Here is a 16953-nt window from a genome sequence, read left to right as displayed (position 1 = left end):
AACGGCAGAACGCCATCCCTCATGGGGAGATTATCGCGCGCGCGGGTCACGGGCGTTGGTTACTTGTCGTCGGCGGTCGGGGCGGTACTGGCCGCCGCCGGTCATTGGACGCTGGTCGTTGGACGTCGGTCATTGGACGTCGCCGTCAGTGGCTATTAATCGTCGCAGCCCGTCGCCAGCACAGCCACACCCCACAAACTAGCTACGCAACACGGCCCCTCAGCGTAACCAGTTTGTGAGAGAGAACGGCCACCGCTTACTTCTTGACCCTGCTCAGCGTAACCAGTTTGTGAGAGAGAACGTCGCAGCTTACTTCTTGACCCCGCCGAACCGGCGATCGCGGTGGATGTAGTGGTCGATTGACCGCCAAAACGCTTCACGCCCATAGTCCGGGAACAGTTCCGGCACAAAATCGTATTCCGCGTAAGCCGCCTGCCAAGCCAGGAAATTCGAGGTGCGCTGCTCGCCCGACGTGCGGATCACCAAATCGCAATCCGGAATATCAGGGTTGTACAGGTGCTCGGCGATCATCTTCTCGGTGACGCGATCGCCCTTGATTTTGCCGTCGCGCACCTCACGCGCGATATCCGCGCACGCATCGGCGATTTCGGCACGCCCGCCATAGTTGATGCAGAACACCACGTCGATGACCTTGTTGTTCTTCGTGCGTTCCATGGCCATTTCGAGTTCGTCAATCACCGACTTCCACAGCCGCGGACGACGGCCCGCCCAACGCACGCGCACGCCCCACTCGTCCATCTGGGCGACGCGGCGATGAATGATGTCACGGGAGAAGCCCATCAGGAACCGTACTTCCTGCGGCGAGCGTTTCCAGTTCTCCGTGGAGAAGGTGTACAAGCTCAGATATCGCACGCCGCATTCGATCGCGGCAGCGATAGTGTCAAATACCACCGGCTCGGCGGCCTGATGACCATCGGTGCGGATCAATCCGCGCTGCTTGGCCCAACGACCGTTGCCGTCCATAATCACACCCACGTGACGCGGCACTTTGTCCTTCGGGAAATCCGGGATAATTGACGGGTCTGAGAACGGAGCCGCCGGAATATCCAGCGACTTGTAATCCACATGTTCGAAAGCCATAGTTATGAATCTAACAAGCGCAGCGAACGAATCGGGCGTTCCATATAGTATTCGCCCCATTCCTCGACAAGTTTGCGCGTGTCGGCACGCTCTTCGACCTTGTCAAGAATCGCCCAATCGCCTTCCACCAACGCCTGGAGCTGTTCGCGGGTGTCGAGCGTAATCCGCTGCGAGCCGGGAACATGATCTTTCACGCACATCACGCCGCCCGCGGGGACGGAGAAGAAATCCAGATCGTCACGTTCGCCGCACACGACACACGCGTCAAGCCGCGGGGTCCAGCCTGCATGCGATAACGCGCGCAGTACATACGAGTCGCCAATCGCCGCACACGGGTGCGCATGTCGGGACAATGCGTTCAACGCCCCCGCCAGCAGCAGATACTGGGCGGGCGAAGGCTCATTTTCCGTGGAAATCAGGCGGTCCGCAGTCTCGACAATCTCGCACGCCGCAGCATACGCCTCGAAATCGCCGACAATGCCAGCTGCATACGCTGAAATCGAAGCCGCCTGCGAAACGACATCAAGCGAACGGCCTTCAGCAATCAGCAAATCGTCGCGCATGAACGGCTCAAGTCTGCCGCCGAATCTTGATTTCACGCGGCGGACGCCCTTGGCCACCGCCCGGATCTTGCCGTGTTGACGCGTGAGAATGGTGACGATGCGGTCCGCCTCGCCGAGTTTGATAGTGCGCAACACCACGCCCTCGTCACGATACAACGGCATCTTGGCGACCTTTCAGCGTACGACAAGCGGCGCGCGCCCGCCCGACCAAGTGATAATCAGCAATCCGTGACATCTCAGTAGATGAACAGGCCCCAGAACGCGAAGAACAACAGCACATGGAACATGGCGAACGCCGTCACCCAGAACAGCACTCGTGCGAAACGCGTCGAGGCGAGCACCGGCTCACGGCCACTGACGACATCGCCGATCGCCCCCTTGCGGGGCGGGAACTGGGCAAGGCCGCGGGTCTGCGCGACTTCGATAAGCCGCGTGAACACTCGGGACCACGCCCACACGACCAACGTACACACCACTTGGATAACCGGCCAGCTCCAAAACATCATGCCCGGATTCTCCGCCGGCGCGCCGCCCCACGCGAGTTGCACAATGCCCACCACCACTTGGCCCAAGCCGCCGCAGAACAAGAGGAATGTGGCCAGCGTGGTGACCGTCAGGCTCAGCAGCGCCCCGCCGAACCCGTATTTGAAACCGAGCGCCGGGCCTTTGCGGCGGATCATGAACACGATTTTACGTACCAACGCCGCCAGCGCAATAATCAGCGTGAGCAGCAAGGTGACAAGCATCGCGATATGGATCCACGCCCCGTAGATGGTCAGTCCGCGGTCAGCGTGCAAATCCTTCGGCACAGCGATCGACTGGTACAGCATCGAACCGGCTGCCCGCTCGCTGGTCTGGTCAAGCCCGGCAGCGGTGCCGACCGCCCACGAGACCATATCGTTGACGTAATCGTCGGCGAATCCGGTGCCCGAATCCGCCTCATTGCCCAATCGCAGCACATGGTTCGCCACCGGGTAGCTGCGGATGGTCACATCCCAATTGCCTGACTTGTGCGCCAAATCAAGGATTTCGCGCGCGCCTTCGACCTGCGCGGTCATTACGTCCTTCGAACCGTACGCGACGAAAGTGGGAATTGCGTATGCGGCGGGTTTTTCGATATCAAGGTCGAAATTCGTCAACCCGAATACCTTGCCGTCCATATCGAACACCCGCCGGACAATCGACTGGTACCCGCCATGAGCACCAACCAGCGTGAAATCCTGCGATGCGAGGAAGCCGAGCGATTGCCTCGGGGAGAACACCATCGGGCTGAGCAACACTTGGAAGGCGACTTTCGGGTCCTGCTGCAGCAGGTACGAGCTGATCCACGTGCTTTCGGATGTCGCGTAAATCCCGACTTTGGCGGCATCGACCTGGTCAAGCGATCGCAGATAATTGATGGTCTGGTCGTATATCTTCGCAGAAGCGGGGTAGTCCCTGGTGATATCGGTCGTCGACCAGACGGGTTTGTCGATGACGGCGGTCACGAAACCGGCTGATGACAGCGCATAGGCGACATCGCCGAAGGAGTTGTCGCACGTGCCGTAGCCAGCGCCATGCATGAATACGACTCCGGGACGGTTCGACCCGGCGCCTTTCGGTTCGCGGATCAGCACACGGATGTTTTGGATTTCACCGGTGGACGGCCGCTTCGCTTTGATGGTGATGTAGCGCTTGGTGACCTTGTAGGTGCCGACGGACGGCAGGGCTTTGCCTGTGGTGTTGTTGAAGGTGACCGATGTGTCGCTGGTCAGCATGGACATGGTTTGGCCGATAGGCTGGATGTTCGCGCTCACTGCGGTGATATGGGAGACGCCTACGAGAATGCCGAGAAGAATGATGAAGATTGGCACGCTGACGGCGAGCCGATGCCCGCGGGACCATGCGATGGGCTCCTGCTTGGGCTGGCTGGTGCGCTCGGCGGTTGTGGCGGTGGGTAGCGTACCGGTAGCCGGTGTGTTGTTTGCTCTTGTGTCGGCGGCCGGCGTGCCAGCTTGCTGTGTATCAGCGGTCAGTGTGTCGGTCTGGCTGGCAGTCGGTTCAGCGGCGTGCACATCGGACCGCTGGGTGGCTTCTTGGCCGGTTGCGGGACTGCTCTGGTGTTCTTCCTGATTCGACACATCGACTATTCTAACGAGGACCATGGCCGTTCAGCCGGTCGCAAGAACCAACCCGGAATCACCCAAAACGGGAATCCTGCGCTCCCCCAGCTTCTGCCGACGCTCAGCACTGCCTCAGCGTCGGTAGAAACAGAGCCACAACCCTCTGCCAACACTCACGCCACTCTCAGCGTCGGCAGAACCAATTACCGACGCTCACGCCACCCTCACCGTCAGCAAACCCTTCACCGACGCCCACCAACCCATCAGTGTCAGCAAAATCTTCACCGACACTCAGCACTGTCTCAGCGTCGGCAGAAGGTGAAGGCTCGACGGTGTATTAGGCATGCGACCGGGGTCGCTCCACCGCTCCCCACTTACGCGTTGTGGTGGGTTCCGCCGGTGATCGGGACGACGACTGGGCCACTTTTCGCGACGGGTGTGCCGCTGGCCTCGCTTTCGCTCTCCATCCGTCCAGCAATCTCGCGGGCATGCTCGAGCAGCGTGGGAACAATCTGGTCTTCCGGAACAGTTTCGATGACCTTGCCTTTGATGAAAATCTGCCCCTTGCCGTTACCGGAGGCCACGCCCAGATCAGCCTCGCGCGCCTCCCCCGGACCGTTGACGATGCAGCCCATGACCGCCACGCGAATCGGCGCCTTGATATCTTTCAGCCCTTCCGTCACCTGCTTGGCGAGCTCAATCACATCGACCTGCGCACGCCCGCAACTTGGGCAGGAGATGATGTCGAAATGCCGTTGACGAAGGCCCAGATATTCAAGAATCTTGCAGCCGACCTTGACCTCCTCGACCGGAGGCGCGGACAGGGACACGCGAATCGTGTCACCGATGCCTTCAGCGAGCAGCGCACCGAACGCGAGACACGACTTGATAGTGCCCTGCCACGCCGGTCCGGCCTCGGTCACGCCCAGATGCAGCGGCCAATCGCCCTTGCTGGCGAGCAGACGGTACGTCTGGACCATGGTGACCGGATCATGGTGTTTGACGGAAATCTTGAAATCGTGGAAGCCAACATCCTCGAACATGCGGGCTTCCTTCAACGCCGAAGCGACAAGGGCCTCAGGGGTCGGCCCGCCGTATTTCGCATACAGCTCCTTGTCAAGCGAGCCGGCGTTCACACCGATACGCAGCGAAATGCCCGCATCCGTGGCCGCCTTGCAGATCGAAGGCCCGACCTCGTCGAACTTGCGGATATTGCCCGGGTTGACACGTACCGCGGCGCACCCGGCATCAATCGCCTGGAAAACATACTTGCTTTGGAAATGGATGTCGGCAATCACCGGAAGCGGGGATTTCGCGACGATGGCGGGCAACGCGTCCGCATCATCCTGACTGGGCACGGCGACGCGGACGATGTCGCAACCCGCCTGCGCGAGCTCACCGATCTGGCGCAATGTAGCGTTCACGTCCACCGTCGGGGTGTTGGTCATCGACTGCACGGAAATCGGGGCGCCGCCGCCGACGGGCACCGGACCGACCATGATGCGGCGGGACTTGCGCCTCGGATGCAACGGGCTTTCGCTGATATCAGGGGTTCCTGTCTTGCGGAACCCCGTCTCGCCGCTTGCGGTCAATTCATCGTCTTGAATGCTGATGCTTTCCTTCACACCTGCTTGTTTATCAAAACATCGGCACGTTGGCGCGCTTCATGCTCAACTTGCCCCATTTCCTCCACGGATGCGAACAGCGGATCGCCGCGAAGCTCCGCATCCATCTGGTCGATCACCGCTTTGACTGTGTCCACAATGCCCAGATACTGCAGCCGGCCGTCAAGGAACGCATGAACCGCCTGCTCATTCGCCGCGTTCAGCACTGCGGTATGTTTCTCGGAGGCGGCGAGGCACTGCCGGGCAAGGTTCACTGCGGGGAATGCCTCGTTGTCCAGGGGTTCGAAAGTCCATTGCGCGGCTTGCGTCCAATCGCACGCAGCAGCCACGTTTCCGAGACGCTCGGGCGCGGACAGGCCGAGCGCAATCGGTAGGCGCATATCTGGCGGCGATGCCTGGCAAATGGTCGCGCCATCGCAGAATTCGACCATGGAGTGCACGATGGACTGAGGGTGTACCGTCACCTCGATGCGTTCCGGCGGAATATCGAACAGACGACTCGCCTCGATGACTTCCAGGCCTTTGTTCATCAGGGTTGATGAATTGATTGTCACCACCGGGCCCATATGCCACGTTGGGTGGTTCAACGCCTGTTCAGGGGTAATCGCGGTCATATCCTCGCGGTGCATCCCGCGGAACGGCCCGCCTGAAGCCGTAACGATAAGCTTCGAGACTTCGCTGTGGCGTCCCGAACGCAGCGACTGCCAGATCGCGGAATGCTCGGAATCAACCGGGTTGATCTGCTGGTCGCGCACCTGGGCGCTGAAGAGCAGATGACCGCCTGCGACCACGGATTCCTTGTTGGCCAGCGCCAGTTGCGATCCCGCTTGCAATGCGGCGATGGACGGCTCAAGGCCTATGGATCCGGTGATGCCGTTGAGTACGGTATCGGCTCCGCACCCAGCAAGCGCGACAACCGCCTGACGCCCGGCGTGAATGGCTGTATTTGAGGCACCAGCTCGTTCGAGCGCTTCACGCAGCTCCCCGACCTTGGATTCGTCCGCGATCGCGACCTGCGGGACGTGGAACGCCGCCGCTTGCTTGGCCAACAGGTCGATATGGCCGCCGCCTGCGGCAAGACCGGTCACCGTGAACCGGTCCGGATGACGGGCGATGACATCAAGCCCCTGCGTGCCGATTGACCCTGTGGATCCTAACACGATGACAGTGGATTGTCTGATCACAGTGGTGCTTCCTACTCCTCACGACCGGCTCGAAGCTCCGTGTTCAGCGCCAGCAGGTCGGTATTCACCTCTGGGAGCACACGACTCCCCTACCGCTTCACATGATACACTCAGACGGCCATCAATCAAGGATTTCCAACGGCGGCGCGGGATGGTGGGCATGGGCTTTCGAACAACGCAGTCAGACCATCACCGCACGCAAACCAATCCAAGGATGTGTCGTTTCTGATATTGTCAATCGGAATGCTCCATCCCTGATTGGTTCACGGTATCTCCGCAATGCATCGTGGATCGCCTTCACTTCAGTTGCGGCGAATCCTGATACCTGCGCGCGCGGTTTGATGAACGAATCCGGCGATTCTCGTTACTCTTGCTTGCCTCCCGGCTGGTCGTCGTCACTCAAAGACGGGAACGACAGATCAGGAATATCAAAGCCGAAGCCCGATGCGGGTGTAGTACCTTGAGAATTTTCTTCACCAGCATCCGGGAACAGGTTCACGGAAGGCGCAGGCGTCGCGGTTGCAGCGTGGTCATTGGGTTGAGGTGCGGCAAACGATGCCGGAGTTCCAGCTGCGGGCGCCTCAGGAGTCTGTGCCGGGGCAGCAGCAGCGCTCGGCGTAGGCTCCGGCGCAGAAGCCGGCGCGAATGAGGGCGCTGCCGGGGCTGGCATCGAAGCAGCTGCACCGGAGAACATATTCGGCTGTGCAGCAGGCTGCGACTGGGCTCCCGCTGAGAAATCCTGCACCGGGAAAGTCGGGGCAGCGGCGGAAACACCGCCGAAACCGGAGGCGTTCCCGGAGGGGAATATCGAGGGAGCCGGCGCAGGCTGCGCAGGCGTGGCCGAACCGGCTGCAGCGGCATATACATCAGACGGCTGGCCGGAGCCAGAGGTCTGCTGGGCGGACTGATCTGCGAACGGTGACGTCGGCTGGAATGACGGCGGAACCGCAACCGGCGAATCGGTACGCGTCGGTGCCGGATTGCCCTGCCCGGCGGGCGTCACGGAAGGAGCCGCCTGCTGCGTATTCTGGGAGAAAATCGACTGGTTGCTGCTGGCCAACGCCGCCAGCGACGGGCTGCCTTGAGCATTCACTGATGCAGCGGCTTGAGACGCGGGGATTCCCGCCGTGCCGAACAACGAAGCGCTGGTCTGCTGCGCGCCCGCTTGCTGCCCCGCACCGGCAGCGCCGAAGGATGATGCGCCGAATACCGGCAGATATTCCGTGCCGGAATCGGCGAACGCACCGCCGGCTGGGGTGTTCTGCTGGCCCTGAGGCATGACCGGGGAATCCTGCGCTGCTGATGCCCCCGCGCCGAAAGCCGGCTGATCGGCCTGGCTTGGGGTGAAAATAGCCTGTTCGGCTTGGTGCAGCGCGTCAAACGACTGCGGGGTCGCGGACGCGGCGGCATATGCTGCGGCGCCTGAACCGGGGGCGAATTGCGGCAGAGCGGCATCACCCTGCTGTGCGAACAACGGCTTGACTCCGCTTTCAGAGCTCGACTGGGCGGCCTGTTCTTCCGGCCCTCCAACGTAATCTGCGACACGGGCGTAAGACTCAATGCGGCTGAGCAGCTGGACGCACGCGTTGATGTAGTAATCCACCTGCCGCTCGTCATACCCGTGCTTGCCGCGGCGCTGAGTGAAAATCACGTTCGCGACACGCTGGGCGTTCAAATCGATATCTTTTTTGGAGCGATCACGGTCGGCACCGTCAACGCCAAGCTCCGCGGCGGCTTTGTCAACGATCTGGTCGACCAGGCGATCCACCTGCTTGCGGTCGTAGGACGGCTGCTTGTCCTTTCCCGCAGCGAAACGTTTACGCTCCGGGCGCTGCGCATGCGTGGCAATCTGGCGGTACAGATCTTCCGTCTCAGCTTTCCACGCAACACGGCCATGCTGAGTGATTTCCCACGTCGTCTGCTTGTCGACAACCGCACGCTCAAGCCTCGCCAGCGCGGCGTCCACCTGGGCAATCGCGTAGCCGCCCTTGCGCATTTCGAAGGATACGTTCTGAATGTCCCTCTGCGTCAGCTGCATGCCTTCGCTGTCATACAGCTTGTGCGCACGCTCAAGAAACTCGTCGACCTGGGGCACGTCATAGCCCCACTTGCGCTTGCCTACGAGCGCAATACCTGACGCACCCTGTTCGGTTTCAGGTTTCTTAGCCATTGACTACCGACCTCCTAGACGTATATTCCTAGGCTCAACTGTACGTGATTGTTTAGACTCTTTTGCTGGGAAAACCCATAAACCATACCGAAAAGCGCGTTGTTTCGGCACGCTCCCAACGGTGCGTCCGGATGGGAACACGCCGGGAGGCGGCGCCCGCGGCGTGTCATGCAGTAGAGTGGAGATTTGCGGGCGATTAGCTCAGTTGGTTAGAGCGCCACCTTTACACGGTGGATGTCGGGGGTTCGAATCCCTCATCGCCCACTTTCCCGCAGCCATTGCAAACATTGGGATTACGCGGCGTGCGGATGTCCGGCGGTCGCGTTTTGACCATGTTTTGACCATGTCAATATTGGTCACTCTTGATTGAGGGCACTTGATTCCCGGCTGTCTGTCACAGTCGTCCGCCCAACCGCTGTGTCGTCACCGCTGTGTGGTCAACCACTGTCTGACCAACCGCGGCCATCTTCTGTTTCTGCCGACGCTGAGAGTGTTCTGACCGTCGATAGAAGCTTCTACCGACGTTGAGAGACCTGTCAGTGTCGGTAGAAGCTGGAGAAAGAGGCATGGACGAGCGGCCCCAGCACGGTCAGCTGGACAATCCAGCCAAGAGCAGGGCATACGCCCACGTCTCATCCGCCACTACCACAAACTAGCTACGCTCAGGACCTCGCCAGCGTAACCAGATTGGATATGACCACAAACCAATTACGCAACTCACAACCGCAGCGTAACCAGATTGCATGAATCCACAAACCAGCTACGCCAAGGATCTCGCCAGCGTAACCAGTTTGTAGAGGAGTACGAACCAGCTACGACTAAGACGCCGCTGGCGCAGTTGCTCGCTTGTGCTCAGTGGGAGGAACCCTTGCCGAAGGCGCGCAGCTGAATGCCGTTCCAGTCCTTGCTGACCGTCAACGGAGTAGCGGCATTCATACCCGCGGTCTGCGCTGCGGACTGCACCGTACTTGCATTCGGAGCGCCCTCACGACCCGGCTTCGGGCACAGCACCCACATCGGGCCATCGTCCCCCAGCACCGCGTACGCATCGACAATCGTGTCGGCGAGCTCGTCCTCGTCGTCACCGTCACGCCACCAGATGATGACCCCATCAACCGCGGAATCATAATCCTCGTCAACGAGTTCCTCGCCCGTCAACTGTTCGATCTTCTCACGAATCGAATCGTCAACGTCGTCATCCCACAGCCATTCCTGCACGATGTCCCCGGAACGGAACCCGAATTCTTCAGCGTTTTGAAATGCCGTTTCAATCACGTTGCACAATATAGCAAGACACGCGAACTTATTGGTTACTTACGGCTGTTTTTGGACACTTTACCTACCAAGTCACCTGCCAAGCCACCGCACGTCGCCGCTCACACCGTGCAATGCGGCAGGCTGTTCCCCTTGCCCTCGCCGATGGCGACAAGTGCCTTGTACGCCTCATCGAGCGTGGACACCTTCACATCGCGCAGCCCCGACGGCACATGGCCGACGACCTCATCGCAGTTGGACGCGGGAGCAAGGAACCACGTGGCGCCGTCACGCTTGGCACCCTGCATTTTCAGCCGGATTCCGCCAATAGCACCGACTTTGCCGTTACTTTCCATGGTCCCCGTACCCGCAATCGTCTTGCCGCCAGTCTCATCGCGAGCGGTCAGTTTGCTGATCACGCCGAGCGTATACATCATGCCGGCGGACGGACCGCCGATATCGTCGATATGCATATCAACATTGACGCCGGATACGTCCACACCGAGTTTCTTGGCATACGCGAGCGCCTGTTTGGTGGCCGCTTTCTGCGACGAGGACATCTCCTTATTGGCTTCCTTATCGTATTCCTCGGAGGTCTGACCGGGAGTGAACACCGCTTCGCTCGGCAGCACGGTCGTGTCGGGACGGAAATACATGACAAGCGTCGCGATATTGGGCACCGGATACCCCGGCACGCCGGAAGCGTTGACCGTCACCATGAGCAGTTTGCCTGACTGCTTGTGTGTGCGAACGCCGGAAATCGCAATGATCTGCTTGCCTGACGATGTGCCGAGCACGTTGCGCGTAGGACCGGGCGTTTCAATCACATACGGGCTGGGCATGAGCAGGACAAGCCCGCACAGCAGCACGCAGAACGCGCCTGCGTAATAGCCGAGGCTACGTCGGTCGAAATCGTTGCGTGCGCGGCGCAGGAACGCTGCGACGGCTTGGATGGCGCGTGTGAAATTCATACCGCCATACTAGCCAGTCCCCTCCATCATGGCCATGCGCGGGCAGCATTGCAGGGATTGCCTTCACCCACTAGCTCCCTTTGACTCCTGCCACCGCCCGCTGACACCCGCTGACACCCGCCGCCCACGAATGCCCAGCCGACCGCTGCAAATCACTGTCAACCACCGCCCATTTCGGCACGTTTCATAGGACTCGCCGTAATCCGCTCACCATCAGCGAACAATGAGGCGGCTGACTGTATCATTAGGGGTACTTACGCGCCCACTCTCAACCGAAGGATGACAGGTCATGGACGAACACGCGATACACCAATGGCTCATCGATTGTTTTGGCCCGATCCAGGGAGAGATGGCCTGGCAGCAGCTTTCCCAGCTGCCGCAAGAGGTCCGGGACCAACTGGCACAGCAAGATCCACAGAAGCTGCCGAAGCCTGATGAAGTGCGTGCGATGATGAAAGCCTTCACGGAAGGCGGGCTCAATTCGTTGACCGAAATGCAGCAGACCGTCGAGCGCGGCCCAATCAACGTGAAACTCGCGGCCACCATCGCGCTGGACCGCGCCAACGACGAATCATCATGGCAATCCGTCAACGCACAAGACGCCGCAAGCGTACGGCGCGCCGCCAGCGAGGCGAACCTGTGGCTGGACAGTGCCTGCGCATTCGACCCAGCCCCAGGCGAAACCGAAGTGCTCACCCGCGCCGACTGGGTCAACGGCACGCTTGATTCATGGGCGAAATTCGCCGGGCCGGTCGCATCCGCAATGAACGAGGCCCTGGCATCGGTGGTTTCCGAACGGCTCGGGGACGCGTTCGACGGCGATATCGCAGGTATTTACGCGGGCCCGATTCCGCTGCCTATCCCAGAGAATCTGAAAAATCCGTCACAAATCGTCAAACTGCTGGCGAACACGTCATTCGCCATGCAATTGGGCCATGCCGCCGGCGATTTGTCGCATGAAGTCCGCGGCAGTTTCGACCAAGGCGTGCCGCTGCTCAATAATCCGGCGGGCGGTTTGATTGCGCAGAACGCCATTGAATACGCACGCTCGCTGGATATCGACCAAAGCGAAGTGCTTGCTTTCCTCGCTTTGCAGGAAGAAGCGCATGCCAGGCTGTTCGCATCGGTTCCTTGGCTCATGCCCCGATTCGAGGCGCTGATCGGCAAGTACGCACGCGGGACGCGCATCGATTTGGACGCGATGGAGGAGCAGCTGCGCGATGCGGAAATCATGAACCCGGATTCCTTCTCCGGCGCGGTGAACCTCACCAACGTGGCCATCCCCGATACACCGGAACAGCGTGAGGCGCTGGCAAGCCTCGAGGAGCTGCTCACGCTAGTGGAGGGCTGGACCGATTGCGTCACGTGGAAGGCTGGCATGGCGCACCTGCCGCATTTGGATCAATTGCGCGAAATGATGCGTCGCGAGCGTGCGGTCGGTGGGCCGGCGCAACGGACTTTCGAATCGCTGCTGGGATTGCAGCTGCGCCCCAAGCGCATCAGGGAAGCGGCGGATCTGTGGACGCGAATCGACACGGATTTCGGGATGGAACGCCGTGACGCGAAGTGGTCGCACCCGGATCTGCTGCCGAAACTGCCCGGCGAGCAGGCCGGCAACGAAGTTACGTCGGGTGCCGCGGCTTCCGGCACTGGCACGAACGCTACCGGCCAGACGGGCGCTCCGGGAGCCGAGAGTACAGGAATCGATTGGGATGCAGAACTGTCCAAACTGCTGGATGAGGACGCGCGCAGCCAGAACGAATCCGAAGCGGGGTCGGACGCGAAATCCGGCCAGAACAATCAGCACGGTCCGAATGGCTCGGATGGCGAGACTTCGGGGCATCCGGCCCAGGGCGGCGGCAATCATGTGAATGGTGCCGGCGAGGGCGGCACTGCTCAAGGCGGTACTCCTGAAAGTGGCACTGCTCAAGGCGGCGCCGACGATGGGAATGGCACCGGCGAGGACGATTAATTCCTAAGACCCCGACGATCATAACGGTAGACGGGATGATGTTGCCACGTGCGGTCATGGCCCAGCGCTTGACCGTTCAGCAGCATCACTCCGTCTAGCCTTGAGACGTCATCAACCTCCACCTGCCGCAGCTGGTCAGCCGCCGGTCGTCAAAATCCAGACGCACGGCGGTCACACCAGAAAACGGCTCGGACGGCGGCGTGCGCCGGTATCGCTCGACTGCCGGGCCGCAAACGATAAGTGCAATGTGTCCTCTGCTCGAGTGACCCCCACGTACATCAGCCGGCGTTCCTCCTCAAGCGCGTCGCCGGGCGCCGGAGACCCGTACGGCAACAGCCCCTCCGAACAGCCGACAATGAACACATGCGGGAATTCCAGACCCTTCGACGCATGAATCGTGGAAACCGTTACAGCAGAAGAATCCTTCACAATCCCCTTGGCCTCAAGCAGCGCCGCTTGTTCCTGCGTTTCATCGGCAAGCGGCGACGACTGCCAACCGGCATCACGACGCACACGGAACCGTAATCCTTGCGCTCGCAACGCAGCGCACACATGCTGCTGCTGGACGTTGATGCGCGTCAGCACCGCGATATCAGACGCCGACACACCTTGCGCGACAAGCCTTGCAATCCGGGCGGCGACACCCTGGGCCTCCTGTTCGTCGTCATCGTATTGGCTGCGAACCACGCGCGCTCCCGCACCACGGCCGGATTCCAAACGCAAGTAGTCCTCACGTTCGGCAGAGGCGGCAAGAATCCGGTTCGCATACCCGACAATCTGCGGGGTCGAGCGATAATCAGTGCGCAAACTGATATCCGCGGCTACAGGCGAGAATTCCTCGGTGAAATGCAACAGGTCATAACTGCTCGCCCCGGCGAACGAGTAGATGGTCTGCGCCGGGTCCCCCACCACGCAGATGTTCCGGTTGTCGCCCAGCCAGCGGGTCAGCAGGCGATGCTGAAGCGGCGAAACATCCTGGTATTCGTCAACGGTCAGCCACCGGATCGAACGGCGGATGGCGCGCGCGGTGTCCGCATCATCATCGATCACATGACACGCCATGAGCAGAATATCATTGAAATCAATATGCCCTGTCGCCGATTTCTCCTGTTCATACGCTGTATACACGTCAGCGAAACGGTCAGGTTCCAAGTCGATAGGCGGCTGCCGGTGAGTGGCGGCGCAAACCCTGCCATAATCGTCAGGCGCAATCAGCTGCACCTTGCACCAGTTGATTTCAGCGAGCACATCGCGTACTGCGGGCAATCCGGTCTGGGTGGGGTCAAGCCCCTCCGGATTCACCGTGCGACGCAACGCCCGCGCGGTAAGCTCCTGGGGGCGGTCAGTGACATGAGGGAACGGCGCGCCGCAGACATCCGGCCAGACGCGACGAAGCTGATGAAGGGCAGCGGAATGGAATGTCGCCGCGGTCACGTCATCGCCGACACCAAGCGTGCCAAGTCGTGCGCGCATCTCGGCGGCGGCTTTCACGGAGAAGGTGACGGCGAGGACTCCTCGGGCATCCCAGGCACCTGTCCGGCAGCCGTAGGCGATGCGCCGCGTGATGGTTCGCGTTTTGCCGGCGCCGGCGCATGCCACAATCCGCACCGGGCCGTCCAACGCCGTGGCGGCTTCGCGTTGCGCGTCATCGAGACCTGCGAGCACATCATCCTCAACCGAACCGTTCATACCTCGCTATTGTGTCAGCCGGCGGGACCGCGCGCAAACTTGACACAGATGGCGGGATGGCGGACGGTGTCCCTGCTTGGTGTTGCGCATGGCGATTGCGAGCTGGCGAACGGCGGGCGGCGGGAGCCAAGAGTTGAAGCGGCGCTCCGTTGGAAGCTTGGACTATTTCCGTTGTCGTATGCCAATCAGCGATTCAGTCCGGGCAGTAGGGCGGAAATCGTCGGATATGGGAGCGCTGAACCCCAGGAAATGGCGGAATACCAAGAGATGAGACCCATCGGCCGTTCCGCGGCAGGGCATGCGCCGGGACCAAACCCGAAATCGGTGACCGAACATGAATCCAGTCCCGAGAGACCCGCAGACACGGGAGTACATGACCGGAGGGAATGGCGGAATATCAACAGATGCAGTCAGCCAGCCATTCACGGCAAGAAACCCACCGGGACCAAATCCGAAATCGGCGGTCGAACGTGAGTCCAGTCCGCAGAAACAGAACGGAACCCATACATGCAATGCATCCGACTTGAAAAATGCCGGAATACCTAGGAGAAGCCCAGACGGATGACCATCATCGATGCATACCCGGCCGAGCCGGCAGACCGCAATTGAGCCATACCACGCCAAACCGGACTTTACCGACAATCGTCATCAAGTCATTGCCATCCACGCCGTGCCCGTATTCCTGCACACACTTTTCCGCCCAACATGCCGAATCCTGCTCGATTCAGGCGATTGCCTGTATTACTGTGGAACTGTGAATCAGCGAAGCGATTTTATGCTGGCGGCCTTGGCGTCGGCCGTCATGCCGGACATTTCCGTGGCAGGCGTACGCGCCAGCAACCAAGGCAACGCCACCGACGAAGCCCGAGGCATCGACCATGCCGTCGTACAGGACTCCTCAGGACGCCTGTATGACGTGCATGCCAGTGACACCGAAGCGGGTCGCAAGCATCTGCGCGGGCGTATCAAGGCAGCTCAGGCGCTGCAGCGGGCAAAGGAGCCTGCTGCGCTCGGTTTCGCCGTAGACCGCGTACTCGCCAGTTCCGACGGGGACGATGAACATGGCCCCACGGGCACGACCGCGGTCATGGTTTCGCCGCATTTCGATGGTATGTCACGGCCGCTTGACCTGCTGACCTTGGATGATTGCGCCAGCGTTGGCACGGCAATTGGCGCGATTCACCGGCTCAATCCGGCGTTCATACCGCAAGAGCATTATCCAGCGTATGCGACCGGCCAAATCAGGGCGCAACTAGTCGCGTGGATCAAGCGTCTAAGGCAAGCCGGGCACATTCCCCAGGAGATTACGTCCAGCTGGACCGCAGTACTCGACACAGATGGCCTGTGGTCGTTCTCGACATGCCTGGTGCATGGCGGATTCCATGACGGCGACATTCTGTTCTCCGGTTCGACGATTACATCAATCGTCAACTGGCAAGACATGCAGATCAACGATCCGGCGCGCGATCTCGCATGGATTTTTGGCAAGCTTGACGAACCGCATCGCAATGCGGTGTTGGCTGCATACGGCCGGATACTCGGTTCTCGTCTGGACAGCCTGATCATGCTACGGGCCAATCTGTGGCTGCAAATGGAGCAGGTCGGCGAATTCATTCAGGCGCTCAGCGATGCAGACAGCCAGAAAATCATCCAGTTCAAGGCGCAAGTCGAGCGGCTCGCCCACCAGTTGAGCCTTGCGACCGGATCGCGGTCCCCTGCCGCGTCAATCCACCGTTCCGACGGCAAGCCGCCGAGCACCATCACAGTCGGCACTCTGCTGGATGCCGGGGAGCGGCGAGACGCTATGCTGCGCGAGGAAGCCCGGCGCAAGGCGGCTGCGCAGGAAGCGGACAATACCAATGATGCTTCGGCACAAGCCGGGAACGCCAGCAACGGCGGTAACGGTGAGCCAAGCGACCAGACCAATGAGACCGACCGCACCGGTTCAGCGCAAATCGCGCGTGCAACCGTCAAACGCGATGAGACGGCGGACAGCACGAAATCTTCACCGGTACACGCCGGGAATGTCGTGAATGCTGGAAATACCAGAAACGTCGGCGACGGTAGCGAAGACACGGGTGACAGCACGGCGAGCCGCCCTGTTACCAACTCGCACAGCGAGGCGCCGACAATCGCCATCAAACCGCCGAGCTTCGCGATTCGCGGCATCCAAGTGAATAACGCGTCGGGCACCATCCATACCATCGACGACAACACGCGCAGCGAGACGATCACGGTTGCAAACGCCCAAGGCACGCAAAGCGTTGCCCGAGGCGATGTCCAAGACGGCACTGCACACCAGACGAACGATGGCGGCACTGA

General features: G+C 60.7%; 10 protein-coding genes, 1 tRNA gene and 1 pseudogene. 3 read left to right on the top strand and 9 right to left on the bottom strand.

The window, feature by feature from the left end; translation table 11 throughout:
* Positions 1 to 309: 309 nt before the first annotated feature.
* The 6 genes from ACI38B_RS06190 to ACI38B_RS06165 all read right to left on the bottom strand — a co-directional run bounded on the left by ACI38B_RS06190 (position 310) and on the right by ACI38B_RS06165 (position 8745).
* A complete protein-coding gene (locus ACI38B_RS06190) occupies positions 310 to 1101 on the bottom strand; it encodes an isoprenyl transferase (protein WP_439729987.1) in 792 nt (263 codons plus the stop codon).
* A 2-nt stretch (positions 1102 to 1103) separates the two neighbouring features.
* On the bottom strand, positions 1104 to 1826 hold the full coding sequence (gene recO, locus ACI38B_RS06185) for a DNA repair protein RecO (RefSeq protein ID WP_439729986.1): 723 nt from the start codon (positions 1824 to 1826) through the stop codon (positions 1104 to 1106).
* A 74-nt stretch (positions 1827 to 1900) separates the two neighbouring features.
* Positions 1901 to 3808, bottom strand: coding sequence for an alpha/beta hydrolase family protein (locus tag ACI38B_RS06180; protein ID WP_439729985.1), 1908 nt, complete (start codon positions 3806 to 3808; stop codon positions 1901 to 1903).
* A 332-nt stretch (positions 3809 to 4140) separates the two neighbouring features.
* Positions 4141 to 5391 (bottom strand): flavodoxin-dependent (E)-4-hydroxy-3-methylbut-2-enyl-diphosphate synthase, encoded by a 1251-nt coding sequence (gene ispG, locus ACI38B_RS06175; protein WP_439729984.1) that lies wholly within the window; start codon positions 5389 to 5391, stop codon positions 4141 to 4143.
* Positions 5388 to 6572: a 1-deoxy-D-xylulose-5-phosphate reductoisomerase gene (gene dxr, locus ACI38B_RS06170; RefSeq protein ID WP_439729989.1), complete on the bottom strand. Its 1185-nt coding sequence runs from the start codon at positions 6570 to 6572 to the stop codon at positions 5388 to 5390. Before dxr ends, ispG begins: the two co-directional genes overlap by 4 nt.
* A gap of 367 nt (positions 6573 to 6939) precedes the next feature.
* Positions 6940 to 8745 (bottom strand): DivIVA domain-containing protein, encoded by a 1806-nt coding sequence (locus tag ACI38B_RS06165; RefSeq protein ID WP_439729983.1) that lies wholly within the window; start codon positions 8743 to 8745, stop codon positions 6940 to 6942.
* 190 nt (positions 8746 to 8935) lie between these two features.
* On the opposite strand from ACI38B_RS06165, the gene ACI38B_RS06160 reads away from it, so the two are divergent.
* Positions 8936 to 9009 (top strand) — tRNA-Val (locus ACI38B_RS06160).
* A gap of 588 nt (positions 9010 to 9597) precedes the next feature.
* On the opposite strand, the gene ACI38B_RS06155 is transcribed toward ACI38B_RS06160, so the two are convergent.
* A complete protein-coding gene (locus ACI38B_RS06155) occupies positions 9598 to 10029 on the bottom strand; it encodes a DUF3052 domain-containing protein (protein ID WP_205827695.1) in 432 nt (143 codons plus the stop codon).
* Between the two features lie 92 nt (positions 10030 to 10121).
* On the bottom strand, positions 10122 to 10970 hold the full coding sequence (locus ACI38B_RS06150; RefSeq protein ID WP_439729982.1) for a YlbL family protein: 849 nt from the start codon (positions 10968 to 10970) through the stop codon (positions 10122 to 10124).
* 289 nt (positions 10971 to 11259) lie between these two features.
* Between ACI38B_RS06150 and ACI38B_RS06145 the strand changes: the two genes are divergently transcribed.
* Positions 11260 to 12942, top strand: a complete 1683-nt coding sequence (locus ACI38B_RS06145) for a zinc-dependent metalloprotease (RefSeq protein WP_439729981.1) — start codon at positions 11260 to 11262, stop codon at positions 12940 to 12942.
* Between the two features lie 171 nt (positions 12943 to 13113).
* On the opposite strand, the gene ACI38B_RS06140 is transcribed toward ACI38B_RS06145, so the two are convergent.
* Positions 13114 to 14631, bottom strand: coding sequence for an ATP-dependent helicase (locus ACI38B_RS06140; RefSeq protein WP_439729980.1), 1518 nt, complete (start codon positions 14629 to 14631; stop codon positions 13114 to 13116).
* A gap of 746 nt (positions 14632 to 15377) precedes the next feature.
* On the opposite strand from ACI38B_RS06140, the pseudogene ACI38B_RS06135 reads away from it, so the two are divergent.
* A pseudogene (locus ACI38B_RS06135) lies at positions 15378 to 16681 on the top strand (phosphotransferase); the annotation flags it as partial.
* Between the last annotated feature and the right edge of the window lie 272 nt (positions 16682 to 16953).

The organism is Bifidobacterium sp. (genome assembly GCF_051876855.1).
GTDB lineage: Bacteria > Actinomycetota > Actinomycetes > Actinomycetales > Bifidobacteriaceae > Bifidobacterium.
This window is presented reverse-complemented; position numbering and strand designations above follow the sequence as displayed.